At 65.9% G+C, this 26,020-nt stretch carries 24 protein-coding genes; 17 read left to right on the top strand and 7 right to left on the bottom strand.

The window, feature by feature from the left end; genetic code table 11:
* Window positions 1-52: 52 nt before the first annotated feature.
* The 8 genes from hemC to HPY65_10050 all read left to right on the top strand — a co-directional run bounded on the left by hemC (window position 53) and on the right by HPY65_10050 (window position 7,943).
* Entirely contained in the window at window positions 53-997 is a 945-nt protein-coding gene (gene hemC / locus HPY65_10015; protein ID NPU84811.1) for a hydroxymethylbilane synthase, read from the top strand.
* 33 nt (window positions 998-1,030) lie between these two features.
* Window positions 1,031-2,548: a uroporphyrinogen-III C-methyltransferase gene (gene cobA, locus HPY65_10020; GenBank protein NPU84812.1), complete on the top strand. Its 1,518-nt coding sequence runs from the start codon at window positions 1,031-1,033 to the stop codon at window positions 2,546-2,548.
* A 124-nt stretch (window positions 2,549-2,672) separates the two neighbouring features.
* Window positions 2,673-3,467: a hypothetical protein gene (locus HPY65_10025; protein NPU84813.1), complete on the top strand. Its 795-nt coding sequence runs from the start codon at window positions 2,673-2,675 to the stop codon at window positions 3,465-3,467.
* A 185-nt stretch (window positions 3,468-3,652) separates the two neighbouring features.
* Window positions 3,653-4,834 (top strand): 12,18-didecarboxysiroheme deacetylase, encoded by a 1,182-nt coding sequence (ahbC, locus tag HPY65_10030; GenBank protein NPU84814.1) that lies wholly within the window; start codon window positions 3,653-3,655, stop codon window positions 4,832-4,834.
* Between the two features lie 11 nt (window positions 4,835-4,845).
* Window positions 4,846-5,820 carry a porphobilinogen synthase gene (hemB, locus tag HPY65_10035; protein ID NPU84815.1) on the top strand — a complete coding sequence of 325 codons (975 nt, stop codon included), beginning with the start codon at window positions 4,846-4,848 and terminating at the stop codon, window positions 5,818-5,820.
* A 15-nt stretch (window positions 5,821-5,835) separates the two neighbouring features.
* Window positions 5,836-6,951, top strand: a complete 1,116-nt coding sequence (gene ahbD, locus HPY65_10040) for a heme b synthase (protein NPU84816.1) — start codon at window positions 5,836-5,838, stop codon at window positions 6,949-6,951.
* An 86-nt stretch (window positions 6,952-7,037) separates the two neighbouring features.
* Window positions 7,038-7,436, top strand: coding sequence for a hypothetical protein (locus tag HPY65_10045; protein NPU84817.1), 399 nt, complete (start codon window positions 7,038-7,040; stop codon window positions 7,434-7,436).
* 63 nt (window positions 7,437-7,499) lie between these two features.
* The gene (locus HPY65_10050) at window positions 7,500-7,943 is read left to right on the top strand and encodes an Lrp/AsnC family transcriptional regulator (protein ID NPU84818.1); all 444 of its coding nucleotides are present in this window, start codon (window positions 7,500-7,502) and stop codon (window positions 7,941-7,943) included.
* Between the two features lie 9 nt (window positions 7,944-7,952).
* Here HPY65_10050 and HPY65_10055 read toward each other — a convergent pair whose 3' ends face one another.
* The 7 genes from HPY65_10055 to HPY65_10085 are packed head-to-tail and all read right to left on the bottom strand — an operon-like array spanning window position 7,953 to window position 14,625.
* Window positions 7,953-8,936, bottom strand: a complete 984-nt coding sequence (locus tag HPY65_10055) for a (Fe-S)-binding protein (GenBank protein ID NPU84819.1) — start codon at window positions 8,934-8,936, stop codon at window positions 7,953-7,955.
* Window positions 8,937-8,951: 15 nt separating this feature from the next.
* Window positions 8,952-9,446, bottom strand: a complete 495-nt coding sequence (locus tag HPY65_10060; protein NPU84820.1) for a periplasmic heavy metal sensor — start codon at window positions 9,444-9,446, stop codon at window positions 8,952-8,954.
* A 29-nt stretch (window positions 9,447-9,475) separates the two neighbouring features.
* Window positions 9,476-10,393 (bottom strand): 1-acyl-sn-glycerol-3-phosphate acyltransferase, encoded by a 918-nt coding sequence (locus HPY65_10065; protein NPU84821.1) that lies wholly within the window; start codon window positions 10,391-10,393, stop codon window positions 9,476-9,478.
* Between the two features lie 31 nt (window positions 10,394-10,424).
* Window positions 10,425-11,171 carry a 3-deoxy-manno-octulosonate cytidylyltransferase gene (gene kdsB, locus HPY65_10070; GenBank protein ID NPU84822.1) on the bottom strand — a complete coding sequence of 249 codons (747 nt, stop codon included), beginning with the start codon at window positions 11,169-11,171 and terminating at the stop codon, window positions 10,425-10,427.
* Between the two features lie 2 nt (window positions 11,172-11,173).
* Window positions 11,174-12,166, bottom strand: coding sequence for an ADP-glyceromanno-heptose 6-epimerase (gene rfaD / locus HPY65_10075; GenBank protein ID NPU84823.1), 993 nt, complete (start codon window positions 12,164-12,166; stop codon window positions 11,174-11,176).
* A 53-nt stretch (window positions 12,167-12,219) separates the two neighbouring features.
* Entirely contained in the window at window positions 12,220-13,422 is a 1,203-nt protein-coding gene (locus HPY65_10080) for a DegT/DnrJ/EryC1/StrS family aminotransferase (GenBank protein ID NPU84824.1), read from the bottom strand.
* A gap of 45 nt (window positions 13,423-13,467) precedes the next feature.
* Window positions 13,468-14,625, bottom strand: a complete 1,158-nt coding sequence (locus HPY65_10085; GenBank protein NPU84825.1) for an iron-containing alcohol dehydrogenase — start codon at window positions 14,623-14,625, stop codon at window positions 13,468-13,470.
* A 163-nt stretch (window positions 14,626-14,788) separates the two neighbouring features.
* On the opposite strand from HPY65_10085, the gene HPY65_10090 reads away from it, so the two are divergent.
* The 9 genes from HPY65_10090 to HPY65_10130 all read left to right on the top strand — a co-directional run bounded on the left by HPY65_10090 (window position 14,789) and on the right by HPY65_10130 (window position 25,813).
* A complete protein-coding gene (locus HPY65_10090; GenBank protein ID NPU84826.1) occupies window positions 14,789-15,961 on the top strand; it encodes a class I SAM-dependent RNA methyltransferase in 1,173 nt (390 codons plus the stop codon).
* Window positions 15,962-16,016: 55 nt separating this feature from the next.
* Window positions 16,017-16,823, top strand: coding sequence for a glutamate racemase (locus HPY65_10095; protein ID NPU84827.1), 807 nt, complete (start codon window positions 16,017-16,019; stop codon window positions 16,821-16,823).
* Window positions 16,824-18,059: a beta-ketoacyl-[acyl-carrier-protein] synthase family protein gene (locus HPY65_10100; protein ID NPU84828.1), complete on the top strand. Its 1,236-nt coding sequence runs from the start codon at window positions 16,824-16,826 to the stop codon at window positions 18,057-18,059. It begins immediately after the preceding gene.
* Window position 18,060: 1 nt separating this feature from the next.
* Entirely contained in the window at window positions 18,061-19,296 is a 1,236-nt protein-coding gene (locus HPY65_10105) for a beta-ketoacyl-[acyl-carrier-protein] synthase family protein (protein NPU84829.1), read from the top strand.
* Window positions 19,293-20,816, top strand: coding sequence for a long-chain fatty acid--CoA ligase (locus HPY65_10110; protein ID NPU84830.1), 1,524 nt, complete (start codon window positions 19,293-19,295; stop codon window positions 20,814-20,816). The genes HPY65_10105 and HPY65_10110 overlap by 4 nt, the downstream gene beginning before the upstream one ends.
* A complete protein-coding gene (locus tag HPY65_10115) occupies window positions 20,816-21,958 on the top strand; it encodes an acyl-CoA dehydrogenase (GenBank protein NPU84831.1) in 1,143 nt (380 codons plus the stop codon). The genes HPY65_10110 and HPY65_10115 overlap by 1 nt, the downstream gene beginning before the upstream one ends.
* Window positions 21,959-22,028: 70 nt before the next feature.
* Window positions 22,029-23,138: a radical SAM protein gene (locus HPY65_10120; GenBank protein ID NPU84832.1), complete on the top strand. Its 1,110-nt coding sequence runs from the start codon at window positions 22,029-22,031 to the stop codon at window positions 23,136-23,138.
* Window positions 23,131-24,297, top strand: coding sequence for a radical SAM protein (locus HPY65_10125; GenBank protein NPU84833.1), 1,167 nt, complete (start codon window positions 23,131-23,133; stop codon window positions 24,295-24,297). The genes HPY65_10120 and HPY65_10125 overlap by 8 nt, the downstream gene beginning before the upstream one ends.
* A gap of 1 nt (window position 24,298) precedes the next feature.
* The gene (locus tag HPY65_10130) at window positions 24,299-25,813 is read left to right on the top strand and encodes a radical SAM protein (protein NPU84834.1); all 1,515 of its coding nucleotides are present in this window, start codon (window positions 24,299-24,301) and stop codon (window positions 25,811-25,813) included.
* Window positions 25,814-26,020: the final 207 nt, after the last annotated feature.

The raw sequence follows: 26,020 nt of genomic DNA on the forward strand, positions 1-26,020 counted from the left end.
GCATCGAAAACGGGAATCGGACGCGGTCCGCCCCGGGCGGACGGCAGATATAATGGAGGATGTTCTGGAAACGAACGTTTTGAGAATCGGGACCCGGGGCAGCGCCCTGGCCCTGAAGCAGAGCGGCTGGGTGGCCGACCGGATCCGGGAGCGACATCCGGGCCTGACCGTGGAGTTGGTCGTCATCAAGACGAAGGGCGACATCATGCAGGACGTGGCCCTGGTCAAGATCGGCGGGAAGGGGGTCTTCGTCAAGGAGATCGAGGAGTCCCTGCTCCGGGGAGAGGTGGACCTGGCCGTCCACAGCATGAAGGACATGCCGGCGGAGCTGCCGGAGGGCCTCACGATCTCCGTGACGCCGAAGCGGGAAGACCCGCGGGACGTTCTGATTTCCAAGGGGAACGTCAAGTTCGAGCGCCTCCGCCGGGGAAGCCGCATCGGCACGGGATCGCTCCGCCGCCGGTGCCAGCTCGTCAGCATCTACCCGGACCTGGAGATCGTTCCCCTCCGGGGGAACCTGGACACGCGGATCCGGAAGGTCGAGACGGAGGACCTGGACGGGATCATCGTCGCGGCGGCGGGGATCCGCCGGATGGGCTGGATGAGCCGGGTGACCCAGTTCCTGCCGGAGGAGGTCATCCTGCCGGCGGCGGGCCAGGGCGTTCTCGCCCTCGAGACCCGGCAGGGCGACGGGAAGACGGGCGAGGCCCTGGCCTTCCTGAACGACCCGGTCACGTGGGGCGAGGCGGGGGCCGAGCGGGCTTTTCTCCAGCGCCTCGGCGGCGGATGCCAGGTCCCCGTGGCGGCCCACGCGAAGCAGAAAGGCGGCGACATCGTCATCCAGGGACTCATCAGCAACCTGGACGGCCGGCTGGTTGTGCGGGACGAGGTACGCAAACCCTTCGGGGAGTTCGAGGCGGCGGGCACCCAGCTTGCCGATAACCTCCTCTCCCGGGGCGGCCGGGCGATCCTGGAGATGGTCTACCGCCAGTGCTGAGAGCCGCATAAAAAAAGAAAAGGAAGGTATCGGATGGCGGAGAAGGGAATCGTCTACATCGTCGGCGCGGGGCCGGGGGACGCGGGGCTGATCACGCTAAAGGGCGTCCGGTGCATCGCCCGGGCCGACGTCATCGTCTACGACCACCTGGTCAACGAGGAGATCCTCGTCCATGCGAAGCCCGGCGCGAGGATGATCTACGCCGGAAAGGAGGGGGGCGACCACACCCTTGTCCAGGATGAGATCAACCGGATCCTCGTGGAGGAGGCCCTGCAGGGCCGCGTGGTGGCCCGGGTCAAGGGCGGTGATCCCTATATTTTCGGCCGCGGCGGGGAAGAGGCGCTGGTCGTGGCGGCGGCGGGGCTGCCCTTCGAGGTCGTCCCGGGGGTGTCCTCGGCGGTGGCCGTACCGGCCTACGCGGGCATCTCGCTGACCCAGCGGGGATACACGTCCACGCTGGCCTTCGTGACGGGCCACGAGGACCCCACGAAGGGCCAGAGCGACATCGACTGGAAGGCCCTGGCGGGTATCGGGACATTGGTCTTCCTGATGGGCGTAAAAAATCTCCACCGGATCGTCGCGAGCCTCGTCGAGAACGGGAAAAGGCCGGAGACCCCGGCCGCCCTGATCCGCTGGGGGACGACGCCGGACCAGCGGACCCTGGCGGGAACCCTGGGAACCATCGTCGAGCTGGCCCAGGAGCGGAAGTTCAAGCCGCCGGCGATTTTCGTCGTCGGCGAGGTGGTCTCCCTGCGGGAGAAGCTCTCGTGGTTCGAGAAGCGGCCCCTCTTCGGCCGGGGCGTCATCATCACCCGGCCGGAAGCCCAGGCGGAATCCTTCGCCGCCCTCCTGGAGGAGCGGGGCGCCCGGGTCGTTCATTTCCCCGTCATCCGCATCGCGGAGCCGGAGGATTGGTCGGGCCTGGACCGGGCTCTGGATAACCTGTCCGCCTACGCCTGGATCGTCTTCACCAGCGCCAACGGCGTCCGGCATTTTTTCGAGCGCCTCCGCGAACGGGGCGGCGACGTGCGGGACCTCCGGGGAATCCGGATCGCCACCATCGGCCCCGCCTCGGCGGCGGCCGTCGAGGGCCGGGGGATCCGCGTGGACATCGTCCCGGAAGAGTATATCTCGGAGGGCGTGGTGAAGGCGTTCGAAAGGGTGGACCTGAAGGGCGCCCGGGTCCTCCTGCCCCGGGCGGCGGAGGCCCGGGATGTGATCCCCGACGGGCTCACCGCCATGGGGTCGACGGTGGACGTCGTCACGGCCTACCGGACGGTCCGCTCGGAGAAGACCCGGGAAGAGCTGGAGGCGGTCTTCGCGGAGGACAAGGCCGACGTCGTCACCTTTACAAGCCCCTCTACGGTCAGGCACTTCCTGGACATTTTGGGCGGAGTGGAGGCCCTGCCTCCCGGCCTCAAAATCGCCTGCATCGGCCCCATCACCGCCGCCGCGGCCCGGAAAGCCGGCTTGGCCATCCACATCCACCAGCAGGAGTACACGATCCCCGGCATGGTGGCAGCAATAGAATCTTTCTTCTCAAAGCATTAAAAGGAAAAGGTGCCAGACACCTTTTCCCATTTTTTCTTTTCTACCGGGAACTTTTTCCTTCTTCCTCCTGTCCAATCCTCCAAAAGGCAGCACCAAAATCCCAGGATGGAAGAAGGAGGAAGTCATGAAAACTCTGTTTGCGATCTTTGCAGCGCTGTTGGTTCTGGCTGGGGGCCCCGCCTGGGCCTCCATCGGCGACTCGGTGGACGTGAGCATCGTTACCGACGACGGTCGCACCCTGCCCCTCCACATGCAGAAAAACCGGTATGGGCTGAAGAAGGTTTATGCCGAGGCCGTCCGGGGCGATCACTACCGGATCGTCGTCCACAACCGGCTGGACCGGCGGGTCGGCGTCGTCGTCGCCGTCGACGGCCGGAACATCATCTCCGGACAGAAATCGTGGCTGAAGAACACGGAGCGGATGTACATCCTCGAGCCCTACGCCACCAACGAGTACAGCGGCTGGCGGACCGGACAGGACCGGGTGAACCGCTTCTTCTTCACCGACGTGGCCGATTCCTATGCGGCCGCCTTCGGCGACACCTCCGCCATGGGTGTAATCGCCGTTGCGGTTTATCCTGAAGTCCGGCGCTACGAGCCGCCGATGGACTTCTCCATGTCGGCGCCCATGGGCAAGGCCAAGGGCGATACGGCCCGCCGGCAGGCGGCTCCCTCTGTGCAGCGGGAAGAATCGAAGAGCGCAGGCACCGGGTACGGCCGCGAAGAGTACTCGCCCTCGCGGCAGGTGCGCTTCGACCCGGAGGCAAGGGCTGTCGAGACGATCCTGGTGAAGTACGAGTGGCGGGAGACCCTCTGCCGGAAACACGTCATCTCCTGCGGCCACGGGTACCGGGAACACGGAAACCGCCTGTGGGACGGCTACGGCTTCGCCCCGCCCCCTCCGGGGCGCCACAGATAGCAGGGCTCTGCCTATTCCTCCCGGGCGCCGGCTCGAAGACGGAGAAGGGGATTGCCGACAGTCCGTTTCTCCGTCTCACTTTCCGGTTTCACTGATCGTGATTATCTCGGATCGAAGTCCTCGGGGTTGATTTCCCGCCGGGGTTCCGGTAGGTAGATGTTTCCCTTTCGGGACGGGAAGGCGATATGATCGGAATTTCAAAACTCTACTGCGGCGCCGTGGAGGCCGCCGACGTCCTCCGCTACAACCGGGAGTCAAAGCGCCTGCCGTCGCACCTGCTCCAGTTCTCCGCCGACAAGCGGCCGGTGGTGGTCTGGAACATGACCCGGCGCTGCAACCTGAAGTGCATTCACTGCTATTCCAGCTCGCGCAACATCCCCTACCGGGACGAAATGACGACGGAGGAGGGGAAGGCCCTGATCGCCGACCTGGCGTCCTTCGGCTCCCCGGTGATCCTCTTCTCCGGCGGCGAGCCCCTGATCCGCAAGGATCTGCCGGAGTTGGCGCAGTTCGCCGTGGACCGGGGCATGCGGGCCGTCATCTCCACGAACGGCACCCTGCTCACGCCGGATCGCATCCGTGTTTTCCGGGAAATCGGCCTGTCCTACATCGGAGTGAGCCTGGACGGCCTGAAGGAGACCCACGACTTCTTCCGGGGAGTGCCGGGGACCTTCGAGCGGACGATCCGGGGCATCCGGGCCTGCCGCGATGCGGGAATCAAGGTGGGCGTCCGGTTCACTGTCAACCGCCACAACGTGAAGGACGTCCCCGCGATCTTCGACCTGCTCGAAGAGGAGAACATTCCCCGCTGCTGCTTCTATCACCTCGTCTATTCCGGCCGCGGCTCGGCCCTCGTGGAGGAGGATCTCTCCCACGACGAAACGCGGCGGCTTCTGGACCTGATCATGGACCGGACGCGGGACCTCTTCGAGAAGGGCCTCGAGAAGGAGATCCTCACGGTGGACAACCACGCCGACGGCCCTTACATCTACCTGCGCCTTCTCCGGGAAGACCCGGCCCGGGCGGCGGAGGTCCTGGAACTCCTGAAAATGAACGAGGGAAACAGCTCCGGCAACGGCATCGGCTGCGTGAGTTGGGACGGCGCCGTCCACGCGGACCAGTTCTGGCGAGGCGTCTCCTTCGGGAACGTCCGCGAGCGGCCCTTCAGCGCCATCTGGACGGACACGTCCAACGAGCTGATGGCGAAGCTCAAGGACAAGAAGCCCCACGTCAAGGGCCGCTGCGCAACCTGCCGATGGCTCGGCGTGTGCGGCGGGAATTTCCGGGCCCGGGCGGAGGCCGTCGCGGGCGACATCTGGGCGCCCGATCCGGCGTGCTACCTGACGGACCGGGAAATCGCACAATAAAGGAGGCGACGATGCAGTTCCCCCTGTACAGGCCGAGGAGGCTGAGAAAAAGCGAGAATCTCCGGCGCATGATCCGGGAGACGAGGCTTTCCGTGGACGATTTCGTGTATCCGCTCTTCGCCGTCCCGGGAAAGAGCGTCAAGAAGCCCATTCATTCCATGCCGGGAAACTTCCAGATGTCCGCGGAGTACCTTGTTCAGGAGGCGAAGGCGGCGAAAGATTTGGGAATCCCGGCGGTCCTCCTCTTCGGCATCCCCGATAAAAAGGACGAGCTGGCCACGGGGGCCTTCGCGAAGGATGGCGTCGTCCAGCGGGCTGTCCGCGAGATCAAGAGCCGCGTTCCCGACCTCCTCGTCATTACGGACGTTTGTCTCTGCGAGTACACGAGCCACGGCCACTGCGGCATGCTGGAGAAAGGCGCCGTGGACAACGACTCGACGCTGGAGGTCCTGGCGGAGACGGCGGTGTCCCACGCCCGGGCCGGGGCGGACATGGTGGCACCCTCGGCCATGATGGACGGCCAGGTGGGGGCCATCCGGGAAGGGCTCGACGAGGCGGGCTTCGACGATCTTCCGATCATGGCCTATTCGGCCAAGTACGCCTCCTGCTTTTATGGGCCGTTCCGGGAGGCCGCGGAGAGTGCTCCGCAGTTCGGCGATCGGAAGGCCTACCAGATGGACCCCGCCAACGGGGACGAAGCCATCCGCGAGATCACCCTGGACGTGGAGGAGGGGGCCGACATCATCATGGTCAAGCCCGCCCTGGCCTACCTGGACGTGATCCGCCGGGCCCGGGAGGAGTTCGACCTGCCCATCGCCGCCTACAACGTAAGCGGCGAGTTCGCCATGGTCAAGGCCGCCGCCCAGATGGGCTGGCTCGACGGCGAGCGGGCCATGATGGAGTGCCTGACCTCGATCCGGCGGGCCGGGGCGGACATCATCATCACTTATTTCGCCCCCGAGGCGGCGAAGGTCCTTGCCCGCTGATTTTGCGGATAGCGAATGGCTGACACTGGAAAAGAAAGGCGCCTGCCCGTCCTGGAGGATACGCTCCGCATGGTGGCCTGGGAGGTCACCCGGCGCTGCAACCTCGCCTGCGTCCACTGCCGGGCCTCCTCCGAGCGGGGCCCTTACCCGGGCGAGTTGACCACGGATGAAGGCCTGCGCCTCCTGGACGACATTGCCGCCTTCAGCCGGCCCGTCATCATCCTAACGGGAGGCGAGCCCCTGCTTCGGGAGGACGTCTACGACCTGGCCGCTTACGGGACGAAAAAGGGCCTGCGGATGGTCCTGGCCACCAACGGCACCCTCGTAACGGAGACCGTTGCTCGGCGGATGATTGAAGCGGGCATCCAGAGGGTCAGCATCAGCATCGACGGGGCCGACGCGGCGAGCCACGACGCTTTCCGGTGTGTCTCCGGAGCCTTCGAGGGCGCCATGGCCGGCATCGAGGCCATGAGGCGGGCGGGCCTGGAATTCCAGATCAACACGACGATCACCCGGGCGAACCTGGCCGCGATCGGCCGGATCCTCGACCTCGCCGTCAGGATCGGGGCGGCGGCCCACCACATCTTCCTCCTCGTCCCCACGGGCCGGGGGCGGGAGATGGCCGACCAGGCCATCTCGGCGGAGGAATACGAAGAGACCCTGAAGTGGTTCGCCGGACAGGACCGCCGGTCGCCCATCCAGCTCAAGGCCACCTGCGCCCCCCACTATTTCCGGGTCGTGCGCCAGCAAAAGAAGCTGAAGGCGGGAGACAGTGACTCCGGGTCGGCCGGGGCGGGGGCATCGGGTCCCCAGGGCCATCCCTTCCACGCCATGACCCGGGGATGCCTGGGGGGGAGCGCCTTCTGCTTCATCTCCCACACCGGCCAGGTGCAGCCCTGCGGCTACCTGGAGGTGGACTGCGGCCGCGTACGGGAGCGGGGGTTCGAGGCGGTGTGGAAGGAATCGGCTGTTTTCAAGGACCTGCGGGACCTGAACCGCTACGGCGGCAAGTGCGGCCGCTGCGAGTTCATCCGGGTTTGCGGCGGCTGCCGCGCCCGCGCCTACGAGGCGACGGGGGATTACCTGGCGGAGGAGCCTCTCTGCATTTACGAGCCGGGGGGCAGTCGATAGAGGGCGGGCCGGGAGCATGCCCGGACCGGGGGAAGAGGAACAACGGGGCGCAGGGAATGCGCCGACTGGGAGAACGGAGCGAGACAATGAAGAGAGTGTGGCTGACGGCGGTGTTGATCCTCACCTTTCTGGCCGGAACGGCCCTGGCCGCGGGGCCTTCCTTTCAGGACATGGACACGGACAAGGACGGAAAGCTGTCCCGCCAGGAGGTGGATGCCGCGGCGGAAAAGGTGTTCAAGGAGGCCGACAAGGACCGGGACGGCTACCTGAGCGAGCAGGAGTTCAAGGCCATCCAGGGGGCGCGGTCGAAGTTCAAGGACCTGGACAGGAACAAGGACGGCAAGCTGTCCATGGACGAGCTCAGGAAGTCGGCGGACAAAAGATTCCAGTACCTGGACCGGAACCGGGACGGCTCCATTGACGCGCCGGAAAGCAAGATCCGCCGGGCGCCTGAAGTGAGCCCTCTGTTCAGAGTTTATTTCTGAACGTTGTTGCGACGGGCGGAGACCGGCCGGAACGGCCGAGCCGCCCGTTTACGGTGAGTGATGATGGACGGCAAGGACCGGGAGATTCTGAACATCCTCCAGAAGGAGTTTCCCCTGGAGGCGGCGCCCTTCAGGGCGGTCGGGGAGGCCGTGGGCCTCCCGGAGGGCGAGGTCCTGCGCCGGGTCCGCGCGCTCCGGGAGAAGGGGGTGATCCGCCGCATCGGGGCCTCCTTCAACCCCCGGAAACTGGGGTTCGTCAGCACCCTCTGCGCCGCCCGGGTCCCCGATGAGATGGCCGGCTCCTTCGTGAAGACCGTAAACGCCTATCCCGGCGTCACCCACCATTACCGCCGGGATCACGAGTACAACTGCTGGTTCACCTTCATCGCCCCGTCCGAGGAGGCCCTGGAATCTTCGCTCGCGGAGATCCGGGAGAAAACGGGGATCGAGATCCTGAGCCTCCGCGCGGTCAAAACCTACAAGATCGACGCCACCTTCGAGCTGTAATGCCGGCCGTTACGCCAGCGCCCGCCGGCACAGCTCCGTCACGAAGAGGGGTTCCAGGCCCTCGTCGCGGGCGACCTTCCGCAGATTCAGGAAGCACATGGGGCAGAGGAAGACCATGGCCTGGGCGGCCGCGTCCTTTGCATCCCTGATGTTCCAGCCTTTCACCTCCGCCGCGCGATCCCGGTCGCGGGCCATCAGGGGCGCGCCGCAGCAGAGGGCATTGATCCGCTCGTACTTCCGCGGCGGGCGCTCCACGCCGAGGAGCTCAAAGATCCGGTCGAGGTAGTAGTCCTTGCCCGGGGTGTAGCGGGATGCGCAGGGAGCCTGGTAGGCCACGCGGAGCGGGATCTTTTTCAGCTGGTCCTTCCGCTTGAGCAACTCCCGGTAGAGGTACTCGAAGATATGGACCGGGTGGAATGGGACCTTCAGACCGTACTCCGGTGCAAGGGACGTCAGCAGCGTGTAGCAGTCGTCGTGGAAACAGACGACTTCTTCCGAGTTGAGGGCCGCGAGATTGTCGATGAACCGCTGGGCCTCCTTCGCGACGGGGCTCGGCCGGCCCAGGTGGATGTAGCCGACGGTGCAGAAGTAGTCGGCCCCCTCGACGACCGTCAGTCCCTCGAACAGCGGGTTCTCCAGGAGGTCCCGCACCATGTCGCCGACGATGCAGATGTTCATCACCGGCTTTCCCGGGTCGCCCTTCTTCACGACGGTGGGCAGGCCGGACAGGCCGGCGAAGTTCTTGAAGGCCTGCTCGGGGATTCCGAGGGCTCCCGACGCTTCCTGACGCTCGTTCAGGAGATCGAAGGGATTGGCCTGGGTCGGGCAGACCATGTTGCAGGAGGCGCAGGTGACACATGCCCCCACGATGGGCGGCGTTCCCCCCGCCACGAGGTCCCGCATCTCCGTTTGGGCGCGCTCCAGATCGTAGTTGACATAGGGACAGAATTCCAGACATCGGCCGCAAAAATCACACCGCTCCGCATGAAACATGACCATCCTCCTTATTCACTCCCGTGACCGGCTCTCACCCCGGTCCTGAATTTTCTTCCGGATCGCCTCCACCGCGCTGTCTTTCATCTTGACGAGTTCGCGCCGCTGCTTCGCCGTGAGCTCCTTCACGGCATTGAACTGGATCTCCGTTTCGATCTTCGCGAAGGCCGCCATGGTCGAGAGGACCTTTTCCGTCTGCTTCAGGATGCCCTTCTCGTCCAGCTCGTCCGCCGCCAGAAGCTGATCCAGGTTGTCCCGCTCCTGGCGGAAGGTTTTCTTCAGCTCGGCGCTCTTTTTGACGTCGCCTCTGGTCTGTTTCCGGATGCGGCTGATCTGCTCCTCTGAGATCCCTAACATCTGGACGACCTTCGGGCGTTCCCACCAGTGCCGGTCGGAATCGTCGTCGCTTCGGGCGGGGGCGGCGGAAACGACGGGGTTTGCGATCAGGAGGAGCAGTAGTGCCGCCATCAAACCAGGGAGGATTCCCCTTCGATGAATGCCGCTGTGCATGGTTCTCCTCCTTTCCGTCGGCTTCGGTATCAGCGCCTGTATTTCTCGTCCAGTTGGGCGTTGATCGCCCTCATGATGACCGCGGTGGCTCCCTCGAACTGTTCCCTGAATTTCTGCTGTGAATCCCGGGACAGGAGCCGGAATTTCTCGGGGATTCGAAATTCCTTCAACTGGTTGTCCAGCGTGATGGGCTCTCCGATGCGGTAGGTGATCCAGCCGCTCTGTGCGACGGGACTGCTGCCGGGATAAACGGCGTCGGAATTGTTGCAGCCCACCGGTATGATCGTCTTCCCCGTGTGCAGGGCCACCTGGGCGATGCCCGTCCGCCCCTCTCCGAGTTGGGATCCCCGGGTGCCCTCGGGAAAAATGATGACGCTCAACCCCTTCTCGAAGAGAGCGTAAAGGCTCAGGTCCGCCACCTTCTCCATGATCTTCTCGTACAGGTCGCGGATGAAATCCACGAAGGTATCTCCCATCAGGCCGGCGACTTCCGCCAGGCCTTTCCGGTAGGCTTCCGGGTCGTCGCATTTCCGGTCGACGACGTCGCGTATCTTTCGGTATTCTTCCCGGTCGATCATCTTCCCGAACCGCTTCTTGTATAATTCCTCGATGAGGTAACCCATGGACGGTACCGGGATCAGGTTGCAGAGATCCAGGCCCTTGGCGAGCAGGTCGTTCCGGTAGTACTTGCCCTTCACCCAGACCGTCGTGAACGGGAATTTCAACCGCCAAAGCTTGTACTGAAACGGCCAGTAGTTGAACCGGTCCGTGTGGTTCATTGCGTAGATGACGTTTTCGTTCCGGGGGATCCGCTCGGCGTTTTCCAGGCGGATGTCCACATGCCGGAATATTTCGTAGTTCGGTCTCAGGAAGAACGTGCCCAGGAACCGCTGGACCTTTGGGTCCGATACAAGATGGATGTTATTGAGGTATTCGAGATCCACCATCGCTTCCGTTCCCTCCTTTTTGCAGCCTCGTTCAGGATGATATTTCCCCCACCAGGATCCGCCGGATCCGATCCAGCTCCTGGGGCGTGTCCACTTCGATGGAGTCGTGTTCCGTGACCACGACCCGGATGCGGTAGCCGTGCTCCAGGGCCCGGAGCTGCTCCAGGGATTCGAGATGCTCCAGGGTCCCCTCGGGGAGCTTCGTGAAGGTGTCGAGAAAGTGCTTCCGGTAGGCGTAGATGCCGTGGTGCTTGTAGTATTCCGCCGTTTTTCCCCGGTCCCGGACATAGGGAATGGTGGAGCGGGAGAAATAGAGGGCGTTTCCGTCCCGGTCGAAGACCGTCTTCACGGCGTTCGGGTGGGTGATTTCCTCGTCCCGCCGGATCCGGTAGATGAGGGTGGACATGGGCAGGGAGGGATCGCCCACGAGCGGTGCGACGACCTCGTCGATCTGGACCGGTTCGAAGACGGGCTGATCGCCCTGGACGTTCACCACGATGTCGTCCTCCCGGAGGCCCAGGATCCCCGCTGCTTCGGCGATCCGGTCCGAGCCGGAGCGGTGCGTGTCCGCCGTCATGACGGCCCGTCCTCCGAAGGCCTCCACAGCCGCGAAAATGCGCGGATCATCCGTGGCGACGGCAGCCAGGTCGGCCGTTCCGGACATGAGGACGCGCTCGTAGACGTGCTGGATCATGGGCTTTCCCGCCAGGTCCGCCAGGGGCTTGCCCGGGAACCGCGTCGATTCGTACCGAGACGGGATGATGACGGCGATCGTCATGGTCACTGAATGGCGCAGCACTGGCCCAGATAGGGGTCGCGCTGCGAGAGATGGTTTGCGACGTAATCCTGCACGGCTTCCTCCAGGGGGGCGGACGGGACGGGACAGCCCGTAGAGGCGAGGCGGTCCGTTTTCGCTTCCGTGAAGTACTGGTACTGCTCGTCCAGCCCCGGCGGCATGTCGATGTAGTCGATGACTGCGGGCCGGTCCATGGCCCGGAAGACCGCCGCCATCAGGTCGTTCCAGGTCCGGGCCTTTCCGCTTCCCAGGTTGAAGATCCCGTTGGCCTCCGGGTGGTTCAGGAGCCACCACATCGCCTCCGCGCAGTCCTTCACGTAGACGAAGTCCCGCATCTGCCCGCCGTCGGCGTACTCGGGGCGGTACGACTTGAACAGCCGGACCTTCCCGGTGGCGCGGATCTGGTGGAAGGCCTTGAAGACAACGCTCGTCATGTCGCCCTTGTGGTACTCGTTGGGGCCGAAGACGTTGAAGAACTTGAGGCCCGCCATGTGCCGGTCGGCGCCGCGCCGGAGCGCCCAGAGGTCGAAGACCTGCTTCGAGTAGCCGTACATGTTGATGGGCTTGAGAAGCGCCGACGTCGCGTCGTCGTCGGAGAAGCCCAGGGAGCCGTCGCCGTAGGTGGCCGCGGAGCTGGCGTAGAGGAAGCGGATGCCGTTCCGGATCGCCCAGTCGGCCAGTCGGCAGGAATAGAGGTAGTTGTTCGTCCAGAGGTAGTCGGCGTCCTTCTCCGTCGTGGACGAGCAGGCGCCCATGTGGACCACGGCCCGGACGGTGAAGGGCACCTGGTCGGCGTAGACCATCTTGAGGAAGTCGTCCTTGTGGATGTATTCGACGAACCGCCGGTTCACGAGGTTCTTCCACTTGTCGGAGGTCCCCAGGCGGTCGACGACGACGATGTCCTCGATGCCTTCGCTGTTGAGCTTCCACACGAAGGCGCTGCCGATGAAGCCGGCGCCGCCGGTGACGACGATCATGCCTGCATCTTCCTTCCGCATGGTTGAAAGGCCTCTCGCGCTTCCCGGCCCCGCTACAGGGCCTCGGCCGCCTTCTTCACCGCCGCCCGGATCTGCTCCAGGCGCCCCTCGGGCATCCGGATCGGGAGGCCCAGGAAGAGGGTCCGCCCCAGGAGGTCGTGGGCCTGCGGGTACTGGCGGATGCTGTAGTCCACCTTCCCCCGGTAGATGGGATTCGTGAAGGGGAAGCTCTTCGGGTTGGCCGTGGACCAGGCGATCAGGTGCTCCCAGTTGGCCAGGTAGTGCCACTTGTTCTTCTTGAAACAGACCGTGTCGACGCCGCCCGCGCCGAGGGCCGCCTGGAAGGCCTCCGCCTGTGCCTCCGTGGGGAAGTTGAAGGCCAGGTGCGTCGCCGTGTCGCCATCCGGGTCCGGGATCGCCCGGAAGCCGATCACGGGGATGCCCGACAGCATTTCCTTCACGGCGGCCTTGTTCTTCTTCTGCTCCGCGATGATGAAGTCGAGCTTCCGGAGCTGGGCGAGGCCCAGGGCTCCCTGCAGTTCGTTCATCCGGAAGTTGAACCCGAGGATGGTGCGGCCTTCCATGGCCCGGCTGACGTTCGGGTTGTGGTCGTGACCGTGGTCGTGGTACCAGTCGGCCCGGTCGTAGAGGTCCTTCCTGTCCGTCAGGACCATCCCGCCCTCGCCGGTGGTCAGGGTCTTGTAATAATCAAAGCTGAACGTGCCCATCTCCCCGAAGGTGCCGAGCTTTCTTCCCTTGTAGCTTCCGCCGACGGATTGGGCGTTGTCCTCCAGGACCATGAGCTGGGAGCTGCGGCAGGTCTCCATAATCCGGCCGATGTCCGCCGGGGCGCCGCACATGTGGACGGGAATGACGGCCTTCGTGTAGGGCGTCATCTTCCGGATGATGTCGTCGGGGTCCATGTTCAGGGACGCGTCGATGTCCGCCGCGACGGGGATGGCCCCCACCTCGAGGACGGCCTCGTACGTTGCGATAAAGGTAAATGCCGGAACGATGACCTCATCGCCGGGGCCCACGCCCATGGCGGAGAGAGCCACCGAGAGGGCCGTCGACCCGGACGTGACGCCCAGGGCGTGGGCGGCTCCGTGATAGCGCTTGAACTCCTCCTCGAACTGGCGGACCTTGAAGACGCCCTTCCGCTCCTTATCGAATCCGTAACGCGCGAAGACGCCCGTTTCCAGGACGTCCAGAACTTCCTTTTTCTCCTCGCTGCCGATCAGTTCCATTCCGGACATGGCTTTTTCTCCATCCTTGTCGTTTTTGATCGTGGGAAGGGACGCTCAGAGAGCATCCCGGTAAATGTCGATGGCGTCCTCCCGGGTGACTTTCCGGGGGTTGTTGGCCAGCGGGCGCGCCACGGTGAGGGCGACGTCCGCCAGGGCCGGCAGATCCTTCTCGGCGATGCCGAATTCCTCCAGGGTCATTGCCAGGCCGCAGTCCTCGATGAGGAGCTCTACCGCGTCCAGGGCGAGCGTGGCGGCGTCCCGCATCGAGACGCCTTCCACCTCCTGCCCCATGACCTCGGCGAGGACGGCGAACTTCTCGATGGCGCCGGGAAGGTTGTAGGCCATCACCGCGGGAAGCATCAGGGTGTTGGCCATCCCGTGGGGGATGCCCCAGGCGCCGCCGAGGGGGTACGAGAGGGAGTGGACCGCCGTGACGCCCGCATTCGCCAGGCCAAGGCCCGCGTAAAGGCTTCCCAGGAGCATGCGTTCCCGGGCCTCCAGGTCGCTTCCGTTGTGAACGCAGGTCCGCAGGTTCTCGGCGATGAGGCCAACGGCCTCCAGGGAAATCGTTTCGCTCATGGGTGATGCGTTGATGGAGGTGTACGACTCGATGGCGTGGCAGAGGGCGTCGATTCCCGTGGAGGCGGTGGCCTGCGCGGGGAGGCTCAGGGTCAGTTCCGGGTCCAGGAGGGCGACTTCGGGGTACAGGTAGGGGCTGTTCATGCCCTCTTTCTTCTTCAGGTTCTTTCGGACGAAGACGGCCGTGAAGGTGACCTCGCTGCCGGTGCCGGCGGTAGTGGGGACCATGATGGTCGGGAGGCCCGGACCGGGGACCTTGTTCAGTCCCAGGTAATCGACGGCCTTGCCCTTGTTGCCGGCCAGGGCGGCCACGGCCTTGGCCACGTCCATGGAGCTGCCGCCGCCGATCCCCACGACGAGATCGCACTTGCCCTTCAGGGCGGCCTTGGCGCCCTCGTCGGCCCTCTCCAGGGCCGGTTCCGGCTCCACGCCGTCAAACAGCGAATAGCGCAGGCCGCTCTTGTCGAGCAGGTCCTTCACGGTTTTCCGGAAGCCTGCCTCGGCCAGGGCGTGATCGAGAACGATCAGGGGGCGTGCCCCCCCCAGTTCCCGGATGTGGTCGGCCAGGCTGCGGAAGGAGCCCGTGCCGAAAACGATTTTTTTTGCCCCCGTATAGGTGAACGGTCGGATCATCGTTTTTTCCCTCCTGTTCCGCCGCCGAAGCGGCCAAGGTGTTGAAACAAGGGATGCTTATACATGATGAGGGACTCGATGGAAAGGGAAAAAACGGGACCGCCGGTTCGGGCAAACCCCGGTTTGCTTTGCCTTTTCCGGGAGGTGTGATAGGTAGGGACCCATGAATCCCTGGAAAACGTCGCGCCGCATCGTCCTCACCTGCGCCCGGGGCATGGTTCCCTTCCTTCTCACGGAAGTGGCCGGGCTGGGATTCCCCGTCCGCACCGAGACGGAGACGGCCGTGGAAACAGAGGGGTCTCTCACGGATTCCCTGCGCCTGAACCTCCGCCTCCGGACGGCCCACCGGGTCCTCTACCACCTTGCGACCCTGGAGGCCGACGGTCCCGGGAGCCTCTACGGGGGGATCACCGACCTCCCGTGGGAAGAATACATCCGCGAGGACGGCTACCTGACGGTGACCTGCACGGTGAATCACCCCACCATCAACGACTCCCGCTTCGTGAACATGAAGGCGAAGGACGCCATCGTGGACCGCATGACGGCCCGCCGCGGCCGCCGTCCGGATTCCGGGCCGGAGCGGACCGGGGCGGTCGTTCACGTTCACTGGCAGGGAAACCGCGCGGAGATCTTTCTCCACACCTCCGGAGAGCCGCTGTCCCGCCGGGGGTACCGCCGGATCCCCATGGCGGCACCCATGCAGGAGACCCTTGCGGCAGGAGTCCTGATGGCGGCCGGCTGGAAGGGGGAAGGGAACCTCGTCAACCCCATGTGCGGGAGCGGCACGCTGGCCGTCGAGGGAGCCCTGATGGCCCTGAACCGGGCCCCGGGACTGCATCGTGAGCATTTCGGGTTCATGTCCGTCCGGGGTTTCCCGGAAAAGGAATGGGACGTCCTCCTCCGCCAGGCCCGGAAAGAAGGCCGGAGAAGTATTCCCGGCCGCATCGTCGCCACCGACATCGAGCGGGAGGCCGTGGCGGCGGCCCGGAAGAATGCCCGGCGGGCCGGGGTGGAGGAGCACATCTCCTTCTCCGCCGGCGACTTCATGAGAACGGAGGTCCCCCCCGGGGACGGACTCGTGATTTTCAACCCCCCCTACGGAGAGCGCCTGGGGGACCAGGCTGTTCTCGGGGAGCTGTACGGACGCCTCGGCGACTTCCTGAAGAAATCCTGCCAGGGATACACCGGCGCCGTTTTCACCGGCAACCTGGCCCTGGCCAAGCGGATCGGCCTCCGCACCAGCCGGAGAATCCCCTTCTACAACGGGGATATCGAGTGCCGCCTCCTCCTCTACGACCTCTATGGCGGCAGCCGCAAGGGAGACCGCGGGGTTTGAATTTTCCTCCTCCGTAGGGTAAGAAGAAGTTCATCGTTTCGGTGAGGAGAATCTCATGGGCGACATGACAAAACATCCCATCGGCGTGTTCGACTCCGGCGTGGGAGGGCTCACGGTAGTGCGGGCGCTCATGGAGCGGCTCCCCTTCGAGGGCATCGTCTATTTCGGAGATACCGCCCGGGTTCCCTACGGCGTCAAGTCCGTCGAGACGGTGACCCAGTACGCCATCGAGATCACGGACTTCCTGCTGAAGAAGGGAGTCAAACTCCTCGTCATCGCCTGCAACACCGTCGCCGCCGTGGCCGGTGACGCCGTGCGGAGCCGCTCGCCCGTGCCGGTCCTGGACGTCATCGACGCCGGCGCCCGTTCCGCCGTCCGGGAGACACGCTCCCACCATGTCGGCGTCATCGGGACCCCCGCCACGATCAACAGCAACGCCTATGCCCGGGCCATTCATGCCCTCGATCCGGCGACCCGCATCTTTTCCCAGGCCTGTCCGCTTTTCGTGCCCCTCGTGGAGGAAGGGTGGCTCGATCACACAGTGACGCGGATCACGGCCAACGAATACCTGAAGCCCGTCCTGGCGGAGCACCTGGACACCCTGGTCCTGGGGTGCACCCATTATCCCCTGCTGAAACCACTCCTCGGAGAGATCGCCGGTCCCGATGTTCACCTGGTGGATTCGGGGGAGGCGATGGCGGATGCCACGGCGGACCTCCTGACGGAGCTTCACCTGGGAAACCCGAGCCGGGAGAAGCCCTCCTATTCCTGCTATGTCAGCGACGTTCCTTTCCGGTTCCAGACCATGGCCGAGCGGTTTCTCGGCAGGACGATCGGCCACGTCGAGCTGGTGAAACTCTGAATGATGGAACGGGTCGTTGTCACCGGACTGGGAACCCTCAACGCAACCGCCAAGAGCGCCCCTGTCTTCGCGCAGGCCCTGCGGGAGGGCCGCTGCGGGATCGGGCCGTTTTCGGTCTTCGATCCCTCGACGTTCCGGACACAGATCGCCGCGGAAGTGAAGGATTTCAATCCCCGCGACCACATCCCCCGGCCGTACCCGATCAAGCGCATGTCCCGGGCGGACCTTCTCGGATTCGCCGCGACCCTGGAGGCCCTGCAGGACGCCGGGCTAGCCCCGCTTTCGCCGGTACTGGCGGAGGAGACGGGCGTCGTCATCGGCGGAGGCGGGGGGGGGCTCCTGGAGGGGGAGCGGTTCTACGGCGAATACCTGCGCACGGAGGGCAGGCTGGCCCGCTTCTCTGCCCTGTCGGCGGTCTACTGCGCCTCATCGGCGGACCGGATCGCGAGCCTCCTGGGGCTCCGGGGACCCAAGACCACCTTCATGACGGCCTGCTCTTCCGGGGCCACCGCCGTCGGCTACGCCCGGGACCTGATCCGGAGCGGAGCAGCCCCGGTCGTCATCGCCGGCGGGACCGAGCCCCTCTGCCGCATCACCTACGCCGCTTTCAACGCTCTCCAGGCGGTGGACCCGGAACCCTGCAAGCCCTTCGCCGGAAACCGGGCGGGTCTTTCCCTGGGAGAGGCGGCGGGGATCCTGGTTCTCGAGTCCCTCGGACACGCCCGGGCCCGGGGGGCCCGGATCTATGCCGAGGTGCTGGGCTACGGCGTCACCTGCGACGCGCACCACATGACGGCCCCCGACCCGGAGGCCTCCGGGGCGGTCCGGTCGATGCGGGAGGCCCTGCGCGACGCCGGCGTTTCCGCGGAGCGGGTCGATTACGTCAACGCCCACGGCACCGCCACGCCGGCCAACGATGTCATGGAGAGCCGGGCCATCCGGCACGTCTTCGGCGACCGGGCCGGGCGAATCCCCGTCAGCTCCACGAAGTCCATGACGGGCCATACCCTGGGCGCCTCGGGAGCCCTCGAGGCGGTCGCGTCCGTCCTGGCGATCCGCCACCGGTTCATCCCGCCGACGATCCACTGCACCGTGCCGGATCCCGAATGCGATCTCGACTATGTCACCGAGGGGGCGCGGGAAACGGACCTGGCGGTGATTCTGTCCAATTCCTTCGCCTTCGGGGGGAACAACACCTCGCTCGTCATCGGGCGGTTCGAAGGAGGGAACGGGTAGCATGGACCGGCGCGTCGCGATCACCGGCATCGGCATCGTCTCCCCCCTCAGCTCCGGCCGCGAGGCCTTCGGGAAGGCCCTTTTTGCCGGGGAAAGCGGGATCGCCCCCGTGACCGCATTTCCCGTGGAGGCGCTTTCCTGCCGGCTGGCGGCGGAAATCCGCGATTTCCAGGCGAGGGACTTCATCTCCGTCAAAAACCTCCGGCGCATGGACCGCCTCTCCGCCGTGGCGACGGCGGCGGCCCGGATGGCCTTGGACGACGCGGGGCTCGCCGTAACGCCGGCCAACCGGGACCGCACGGGCATGATCCTGGGGACGGCCTGGGGCGGCACCGACGTGACGGTCTCCTTTGCCCGGGTCCTGGTGACGGAGGGACCCGGATCCGCCAACCCGATCCTCGTGCCCAACGTGGTCATGAACGCCCCGGCGGGGCATGCCTCCATCGAGCTGGGGTTCCGGGGGATCAATACGACGGTCAACCACTACGCCGTCTCGGCGGAGTCGGCCCTGGCCTACGGCGCTCAGGAGATCCGGCGGGGCGCCGCGGACGTCCTTCTGGCCGGCGGGGCCGACGTCCTGGCCCCTTTCTACTTCGAGTCCCTGACGCGCTTCAAGGCGCTGTCGCCCCTCCAGGGCGGGGGCTCCGAAGGCGCCCGCCCCTTCGACCTCCGGCGGAACGGGCCGGTGGCAGGGGAGGGCTGCGGGATCCTCTGCCTGGAGCCGCTGGATGCGGCCCGGGAGCGGGGCGCAACCGTCCATGCGGAGATCGTGGGGCAGGGCATGGCCTCTTCGCCGGCGCCCATGACCGGCTGGCCGGAGGACCCGCGGGGCCTTGTCCTGGCGGTCCGCCGGGCGCTCCGGTCCGCCGGTTGCGGGCCGGAGGACGTGGACGCCGTCTTCGCCGCCGCCAGCGGCGGCCTTCAGCCGGACCTCCTGGAGGCGGAAGGGCTGGAGCAGGTGTTCGGGCCAGGTGGAAAGATGCCGCTCGTGACGGCCCTGAAGGGCGCCCTCGGGGAGAGCTTCACCTCCGGGGGGATGCGGGCGGCGGCCTTGGCCCTGGCGCTCCGGGACGGCGCCGTGCCCCCCACCCTGGGACTGGAAGACCCGGTCCGGCCACTGAATATCGTGACGGGGCCGTCCGTCCGGGCGAATGTGCAAAGAGGACTCCTGAACGGGATCTCCCACGGGGGGAGCTACGTCTCCCTTCTGTTTTCCAATATCGGGGAAGAATCATGAACATCGGAGAATGGATTGAAAAGAGGGCCTTTACCCACCCGGACCGGGAATTCCTGAAGGACGGTGAGCGGGCCTTCAGCAACCGGGCCTTCAACGAGCGGGTCAACCGGACGGCCCGGGCGCTCCAGAACCTGGACATCGTGAAGGGCGAGCGCCTGGCGCTCATCATGGGCAACACGAGCGAATTCCTGGAGATCTTCTTCGCCTGCGCCAAGACGGGGGCCATCCTGGTGCCTGTGAACTACAGACTGGCGGGGCCGGAGATCGAATACATCCTCCGCGACTCGGCCCCCCGGGGGCTCGTCTACGCCGTCGAGTTTGCCGAAAAGGCGGCTCCCCTCAAGGAGCCGGGCCTGGGGATCCGCCACTGGATCCGCCACGGCGGAGAGCCCCTTCCCGGGGAATCGCTCCTGTCGGACCTGACGGCGGCCGAGTCGGATGGCGAGCCAAGGCCGATGGAGGAAGTGACGGGCGAGGACCCCCTCTTCATTATGTACACCTCCGGAACGACGGGCGATCCGAAAGGGGCCGTCCTGACCCATGGGAACATCCTCTTCGGGGCCGTCCATTCCCTCATCGGCTACGGCGTCAACCGGACCTACCGGTCCCTCGTCGTGGCGCCCCTCTTCCACATCGGCGCCCTGGCGGCGTCGGTCACGCCGGTCATCTACGCCGGCGGCTCCGTCGTCCTGTCGGGGTTCTTCAACGCCTCGGAAGTCCTCCTGACCATTGTCCGGGAGCGGATCAACTACATGTTCGCCGTCCCCGTCATGTTCCAGATCATGGCGGACACGCCCGAGTGGGCCGGGGCGGACCTGTCCCACGTCCACTTCTTCATTTCCGGGGGGGCGCCGATCCCCCTCCCGGTCATCCGGAAGTACCAGGACGAGAAGGGGATCGGCTTCGTCCAGGGCTACGCCCTCACGGAGACGGGGCGGCTCACGTCGCTGGACCTGGAGGACGCCGTCCGGAAGGCCGGGTCCGTGGGCAAGGAGGTCTTCCACGTGCGGCTCCGCATCGTCGACGAGGAAGACCGGGACGTCGCCCCCGGGGAGCCCGGGGAGATCGTCGTGAAAGGTCCCAATGTCTTCTCCGGCTACTGGCGGAAGCCGAAGGAAACTGCGGAGGCCAAGAAAGGCGGCTGGTTCCGGACGGGCGACATGGGGCGGCGGGACGAGGACGGATTTCTCTACATCATCGGCCGCAAGGTGGAGATGATCATCTCCTCCGGGGAGAACATCTACCCCGCCGAGGTGGAGCGGGCGATCCAGTCCCTCCCGGCGGTGAAGGAAGCGGCGGCCGTGGGCATGCCGGACCCGAAGCGGGGAGAGGTGGTGGCGGCCTTCGTGCTGCTCAGGGAGGGCGAGGCTGTGACGGAGGAGGACATCCTGGCAGGGCTCCAGGGGAAGATCGCCCCCTTCAAGATGCCGAAGCGGATTTTCTTCGTCGACTCCTTCCCGAGGAATCCCGGCGGCAAGATCCTCAAGCGCATCCTCCAGAAGCGCCTGCGGGAGGGATGATGGAGATCCTGCCCTGGACCGGTGAGCACCGGGCCTTCCGCGAGGAATTCCGCGGGTTCCTCGCCAGAGAGGTCATTCCCTTCGTGGACCGGTGGGAGGCCGACGGCATCGTTCCCCGGTCGGCCTGGCTGGCCATGGGCGCAGCAGGGTTTCTCTGCACCGACGTGCCCCGGGAGTACGGCGGCCGCGGCCTCGATTTCCTCCATTCCGTCATCGTCGTGGACGAGATGGCGAAGACCAACTGCTACGGTCTCTCCCCGCGGCTCCACAGCAACGTGGTCGTCCCCTACATCACGTCCTTCGCCTCCGAAGAGCTCAAGCACCGCTACCTGCCAGGCTGCATCCGGGGCGAGATCGTCACCGGCATCGCCATGACGGAGCCCCACGCCGGGAGCGACGTGGCGGCCATCCGGACAAGTGCCGTGGAGGACGGCGATTTCGTGGTCCTGAACGGCCAGAAGACCTTCATCTCCAACGGAACCAACGGCGACCTCTTCGTGGTGGCCGCGAAGGACCCGGCGACGGAGGACCCCCACCGGGCCGTGGACATCTACCTGGTGGAGGGGAAGACCCCGGGCTTCGAAAGGGGGCGCCGCCTGAAGAAGGCGGGCTGGCACAGCCAGGACACGACGGAGATCTTCTTCCACGACTGCCGGGTGCCCCTGACCCACCGCCTCGGCGGGAAGGGCTCGGGGTTCAAGAACCTGATGCGGCACCTCCAGCCGGAGCGCCTTGTCGTGGCCATCGGCGCCGTCTCCGCGGCGGAGTGGGTCCTGGAGCACACGATTTCCCACGTGAAGAAGACGGACGTCTCGGGGACGGCCCTGTCGTCGTTCCAGCACGTCCGCTTCGAGATCGCCGAAATGGCTACGGAGGTCCAAATCGGCCGGACCTTCGTGGACAAGCTCATCGCCGACCACATCGAGGGGAAGAACGTCGTCCGGGAGGTCTCCATGGCCAAGTGGTGGACCACCGAGACGGCCTGGCGGATCGCCGACCGGTGCCTCCAGCTCCACGGCCGCCTGGGCCTCGACGAGAGCGGCCCCCTCGCCCGGGCCTGGCGGGACCTCCGCGTCACCCGCATCCTCGCCGGCACCAATGAAATCATGAAAGGCATCATCGCCCGGATGACGGGGATATAATGAGAAAATAGGTCGGATTTATTTTCTATGTTGCAGTGCAAAATAATCTGACCTACTTTTCGAGGGAGCCATGAACGTCCGGATCGTCAACCTTCACCCGGGGTGCGAGAACAACGCCCTGTTTCTTTCCCGGGCCCGGCGCTACTTCGAGTTGAACGGCCACCGGGCCGGTGGCGAGAGGGAGGCGGACCTGGTGTTTGTGGGGGCCTGCGTCGTGACCGACTGGATGCGCCGGCGGTGCGAGGAAGCCATCGCCGGGGCGATGCACAGCCATCCGCTGGCTCATTTCGTTGTCTTCGGCTGCCTGGCGGCCTTTCCCGGGGAACTGCAGGCGTGCCTCGGCGGGGAGGCCGCCCGGATCCGGTTCATCCCGTACGGAGCGAGCGCCGAACTGGACGCCCTCGTCGGGGCGCGCGTTCCTTTCGAGACCGTCCACGTCTCCCGTCTTGAAGGGCACCGTCCCTACCAGCCCCGCATGGGGCCGGATGACCGCTACCTCCTGATCTCCCAAGGTTGTGTCAACGACTGCAGCTACTGCAGCATCCGGCTGGCCAAGGGGCGGGTCCGTAGCCGGCCGGCGGAGGAGATCGAGGCGGATGCCCGCGAACTGTACGATCAGGGCGTCCGGACCGTGACCCTGCTCGCGGACGACTGCGGCTCCTACGGCCTCGACCGGGACGACGACCTTCCGGGGCTGCTTGGCCGGATCTGCAGGATCGCCCCGGACCTCCGGATCAAGCTCTACACGGTGTTCCCGGCCCTGTTCCTGCAATACGCCGACCGGCTGGCACCGTTTTTCGCCGCCGGGCGCATCCCCTACGTCTGCCTGCCCGCCCAATCCGCATCCCCGCGCATCCTGGACCTGATGAACCGCCGCTACGACCCCGGCCGCCTGGCGGATGCGGTTCTCCGGCTCCGTGCCCTCGATCCCGGCGTCTTCGTCTATTCCCACTTCATCTTTGCCTTCCCAACGGAGACCTGGGAGGAGCTTGCGGAAAGCGTCTCCTTCGCCGGACTCTTCGATCACTCCGTCTTCATCGGCTATGGTGGAAACCGGGTGACCCGGGCGGCGGCCCTGGCCTCCCGGTGCGACGACGCCGACCGGCAGGCAAAAGCGGATTACCTGGGGCGACTGGTGGCGGAAGGAAAGCTCGCCTCGTTCGTGGTGCCCTATGCCTGATCCCGCAGCGGCCCCGAAGCCCGGCATCTTCGTCTTCAACCCGAGCCGGCGCTGCGCCCCCGGCGCATACCTCTTTACCCAGGCGGTCCGCTTCTTCCTCCTGAACGGCCACCCCCTGGTGCGGGACGTCCGGGACGCCGGGATCATCCTCGTGAACTCCTGCTGCGTCACGGAGGGAAAGATCGGCACGTCCCTGGCGGCGCTCGAGACGGCCAGGAGTCACGGGAAGGGGAAGAGCGTGGTTCTCCTGGGCTGCCTGGCCGGCCTGCCGGACACCCCGTTCGATCCGGAGGGGGTGTTGTGCGTCGGGCCGAAGGACCTGGACCTTCTCGATACGCATTTTCCAAACCGGATCCCTGTCCGGGCGGCCGCGGCGAGCCGCCTGCCGCCGGAGTTCTTCCTGCCGGGACAGCACCTCGGTCCGCAGGACGCCTTCCTCTTCATCGGCCAGGGATGCGTGAACGCCTGTTCCTACTGCAACATCCGCCGCGCGAAGGGAGGCCTGTCGAGCGTGCCCGTGGAGTCGATCCTCTCCCGGGCCCGCAGCGGGCTCGAACGAGGCGTGCGGGAATTCGCCCTGCTGGCGGATGACTGCGCCAGCTACGGCCGGGACATCGGGAGCGACCTGGTCGATCTGATCGGGGGGCTCCTCGGGCTGGACGGCGGCTTGTCGCTCAAGCTGAGCTACGTGTTCCCATCCTTCGTGGAGGATCGCTTCGACGATCTGGCGCCGCTCTTTGCCACCGGGCGCATCCGCTACGCGAACATCCCGCTCCAGTCGGGCTCGCAGCGCATCCTGGACCTGATGAACCGGCGCTATCCCATCGGCCGGGTCGTGGAGCGCGTGCGACGGCTCCGGGAGATCGCGCCCCGGTCGCTCCTCTGTACCCATGTCCTCATCAATTTTCCCACGGAGACCCGGGAGGACTTCCGGGCGTCCCTGGCCCTGGCGGACGCCTTCCGCGACACGTACTTTCTCCACTATTCGGACAACCGGGGGACTCCCGCGGCCCGGCTGGAGCCGAAGGTCCCGCCGGAGGAGGCGCTGCGGCGGCTGGACGCCGCCTCGGACTTCGTGAACGCCCGGGGGCGGGGGGTGGTGATCCGGGATTTCGACTGCGATCTGCCCTATAACGTCAGCCGGGATCGGGGTGCCTGACATGGCCCTGCCGCTCATCAAGGTCGTCCAACTCACCCTGACCAACCGGTGCCAGTTGAGCTGCCAACACTGCGGGGTGGCGGAGCTCAGAAACGTCATGCCCGGCGAGCTGACCCTGGAGCAGATCGACGATGTCTTCCGGGACCTCCGGCTGGCCGGCTGCCTGGTGGTGGATCTCTTCGGCGGCGAGCCGACGCTCAGGAAGGACCTGTTCGAGATCATCCGGCGCGGAAAGGCCTCCGGATTCATGATGTCCCTGGAGACGAACGGCTGGCTCCTGGACGGGGCCTTCGTCCGGGAGCTGGAAGCGGCGGGCCTGAACCAGATCTACCTCAGCCTGGACGATTCCCGCCCGGAGGAGCATGACCGGCGGAGGGGAAGGGCGGGGAGCTTCGAGCGGGCCGTCCGGGCGTTGGAGCTGGGGGCGGCGACCTCCATGGCCGTGCATGTCTCCATCGTGCCGCAGACGGCCGAATTCTTCACCGGCGGTGCCATGAACCGGTTCATGGCCTTCGTCCTGGCGAAGGGGGCCGAAAAGGTGCGGCTCCTCCTGCCCCGCTTTTCCGGCCGGTCGGCCCATCCAGACGGGACTCCCTTTGCGGCCCGCCGGGAGCGGGATCTCTTCGCCTGCATCGCCCCGGAGTACGCCCCCCACATTTACGTTCACACGCCGGGAACGCCGTTGGGAGAGACGAATAAGTGCACGGCCAAGAACATCTTCTGCCACATCATGAGCAACGGCTGGATCGCCCCCTGCCCGTACCTTCCCCTCGTCTTTGGCGATGCGACCCGGGAATCAGTCGTAGAGGTGTTCGAGCGGATGCAGTCCCATCCGCTGGTTCGGCTGGGCGGCGACACCTGCCCGATGCGGAATCCCGACTACATCGAGGAGCACATCCGGCCGATGGGCACGGGACGTCCCTTCTATCCCGTTGCCTCGAAAAACCAGGTGGATCTCGGCGCCCCCTGCCCGCCGGACTGCCGCGGCTGCGATGCCGCCGGAAGGCCGTCGCGCAGGCCCGCCGAGGCGGTGATCCGCGACCTTCAGGCCGTGGACCCGAACTACCGGAGCATCGAGTTCTACGGCGGGGACGCGCTGCTCCGGGCCGATCTGATCGGCATCCTTGGCCGCGTTCCCCCGGGCATGGATATCCGCCTCTGGACCACGGGAAGCTGGCTGCCGGAGGATCCGGGGTTCCGGGAACAGTTACGTTCCTTTCCCGTCCGCGCCATCCGGGTGATGATGCCGCTTGGCGAGGCGGGGACACCGGGCGGCCTGGGAGACGCTCTCGGACGGATCCGGGCCGTGCAGGGGCTGGGCATCCCCATCCATCTGTACGCCCCGGCGGACGCCCCGGCGGAGGCGCACCGGATTGTGGCCGAAAACGCGGCCCGTCTGGGGGTGGAGCGGATCTATCTCTTCCGCCGGGATCCGGTGTCGCCCCTGTCGAACGCAGTCGCCTGTTTCGGCAGGGCCCTCGGCCGGGCAAGGCTTGCCTGGGCCGCCCGACCATAAAAAAAACAGGCCCGGTTCAATGCCTCTCCTGCAGGAGGAGGCGGAATGGCGCGAATTCACGGGACGATGCCCGATTATGCCGCAAGCCGGGGGAATTTTTCATTGTATTTTGGGAGATGGATAGGTATACGGCCATACTAATCGTCCAGGCACACCCGGTCTTCGCGGTGAGGAATCATCGGCGGAGACCGCAGGAATCCACGCGGG

Source organism: Syntrophaceae bacterium (assembly GCA_013177825.1).
Lineage (GTDB): Bacteria > Desulfobacterota > Syntrophia > Syntrophales > PHBD01 > PHBD01.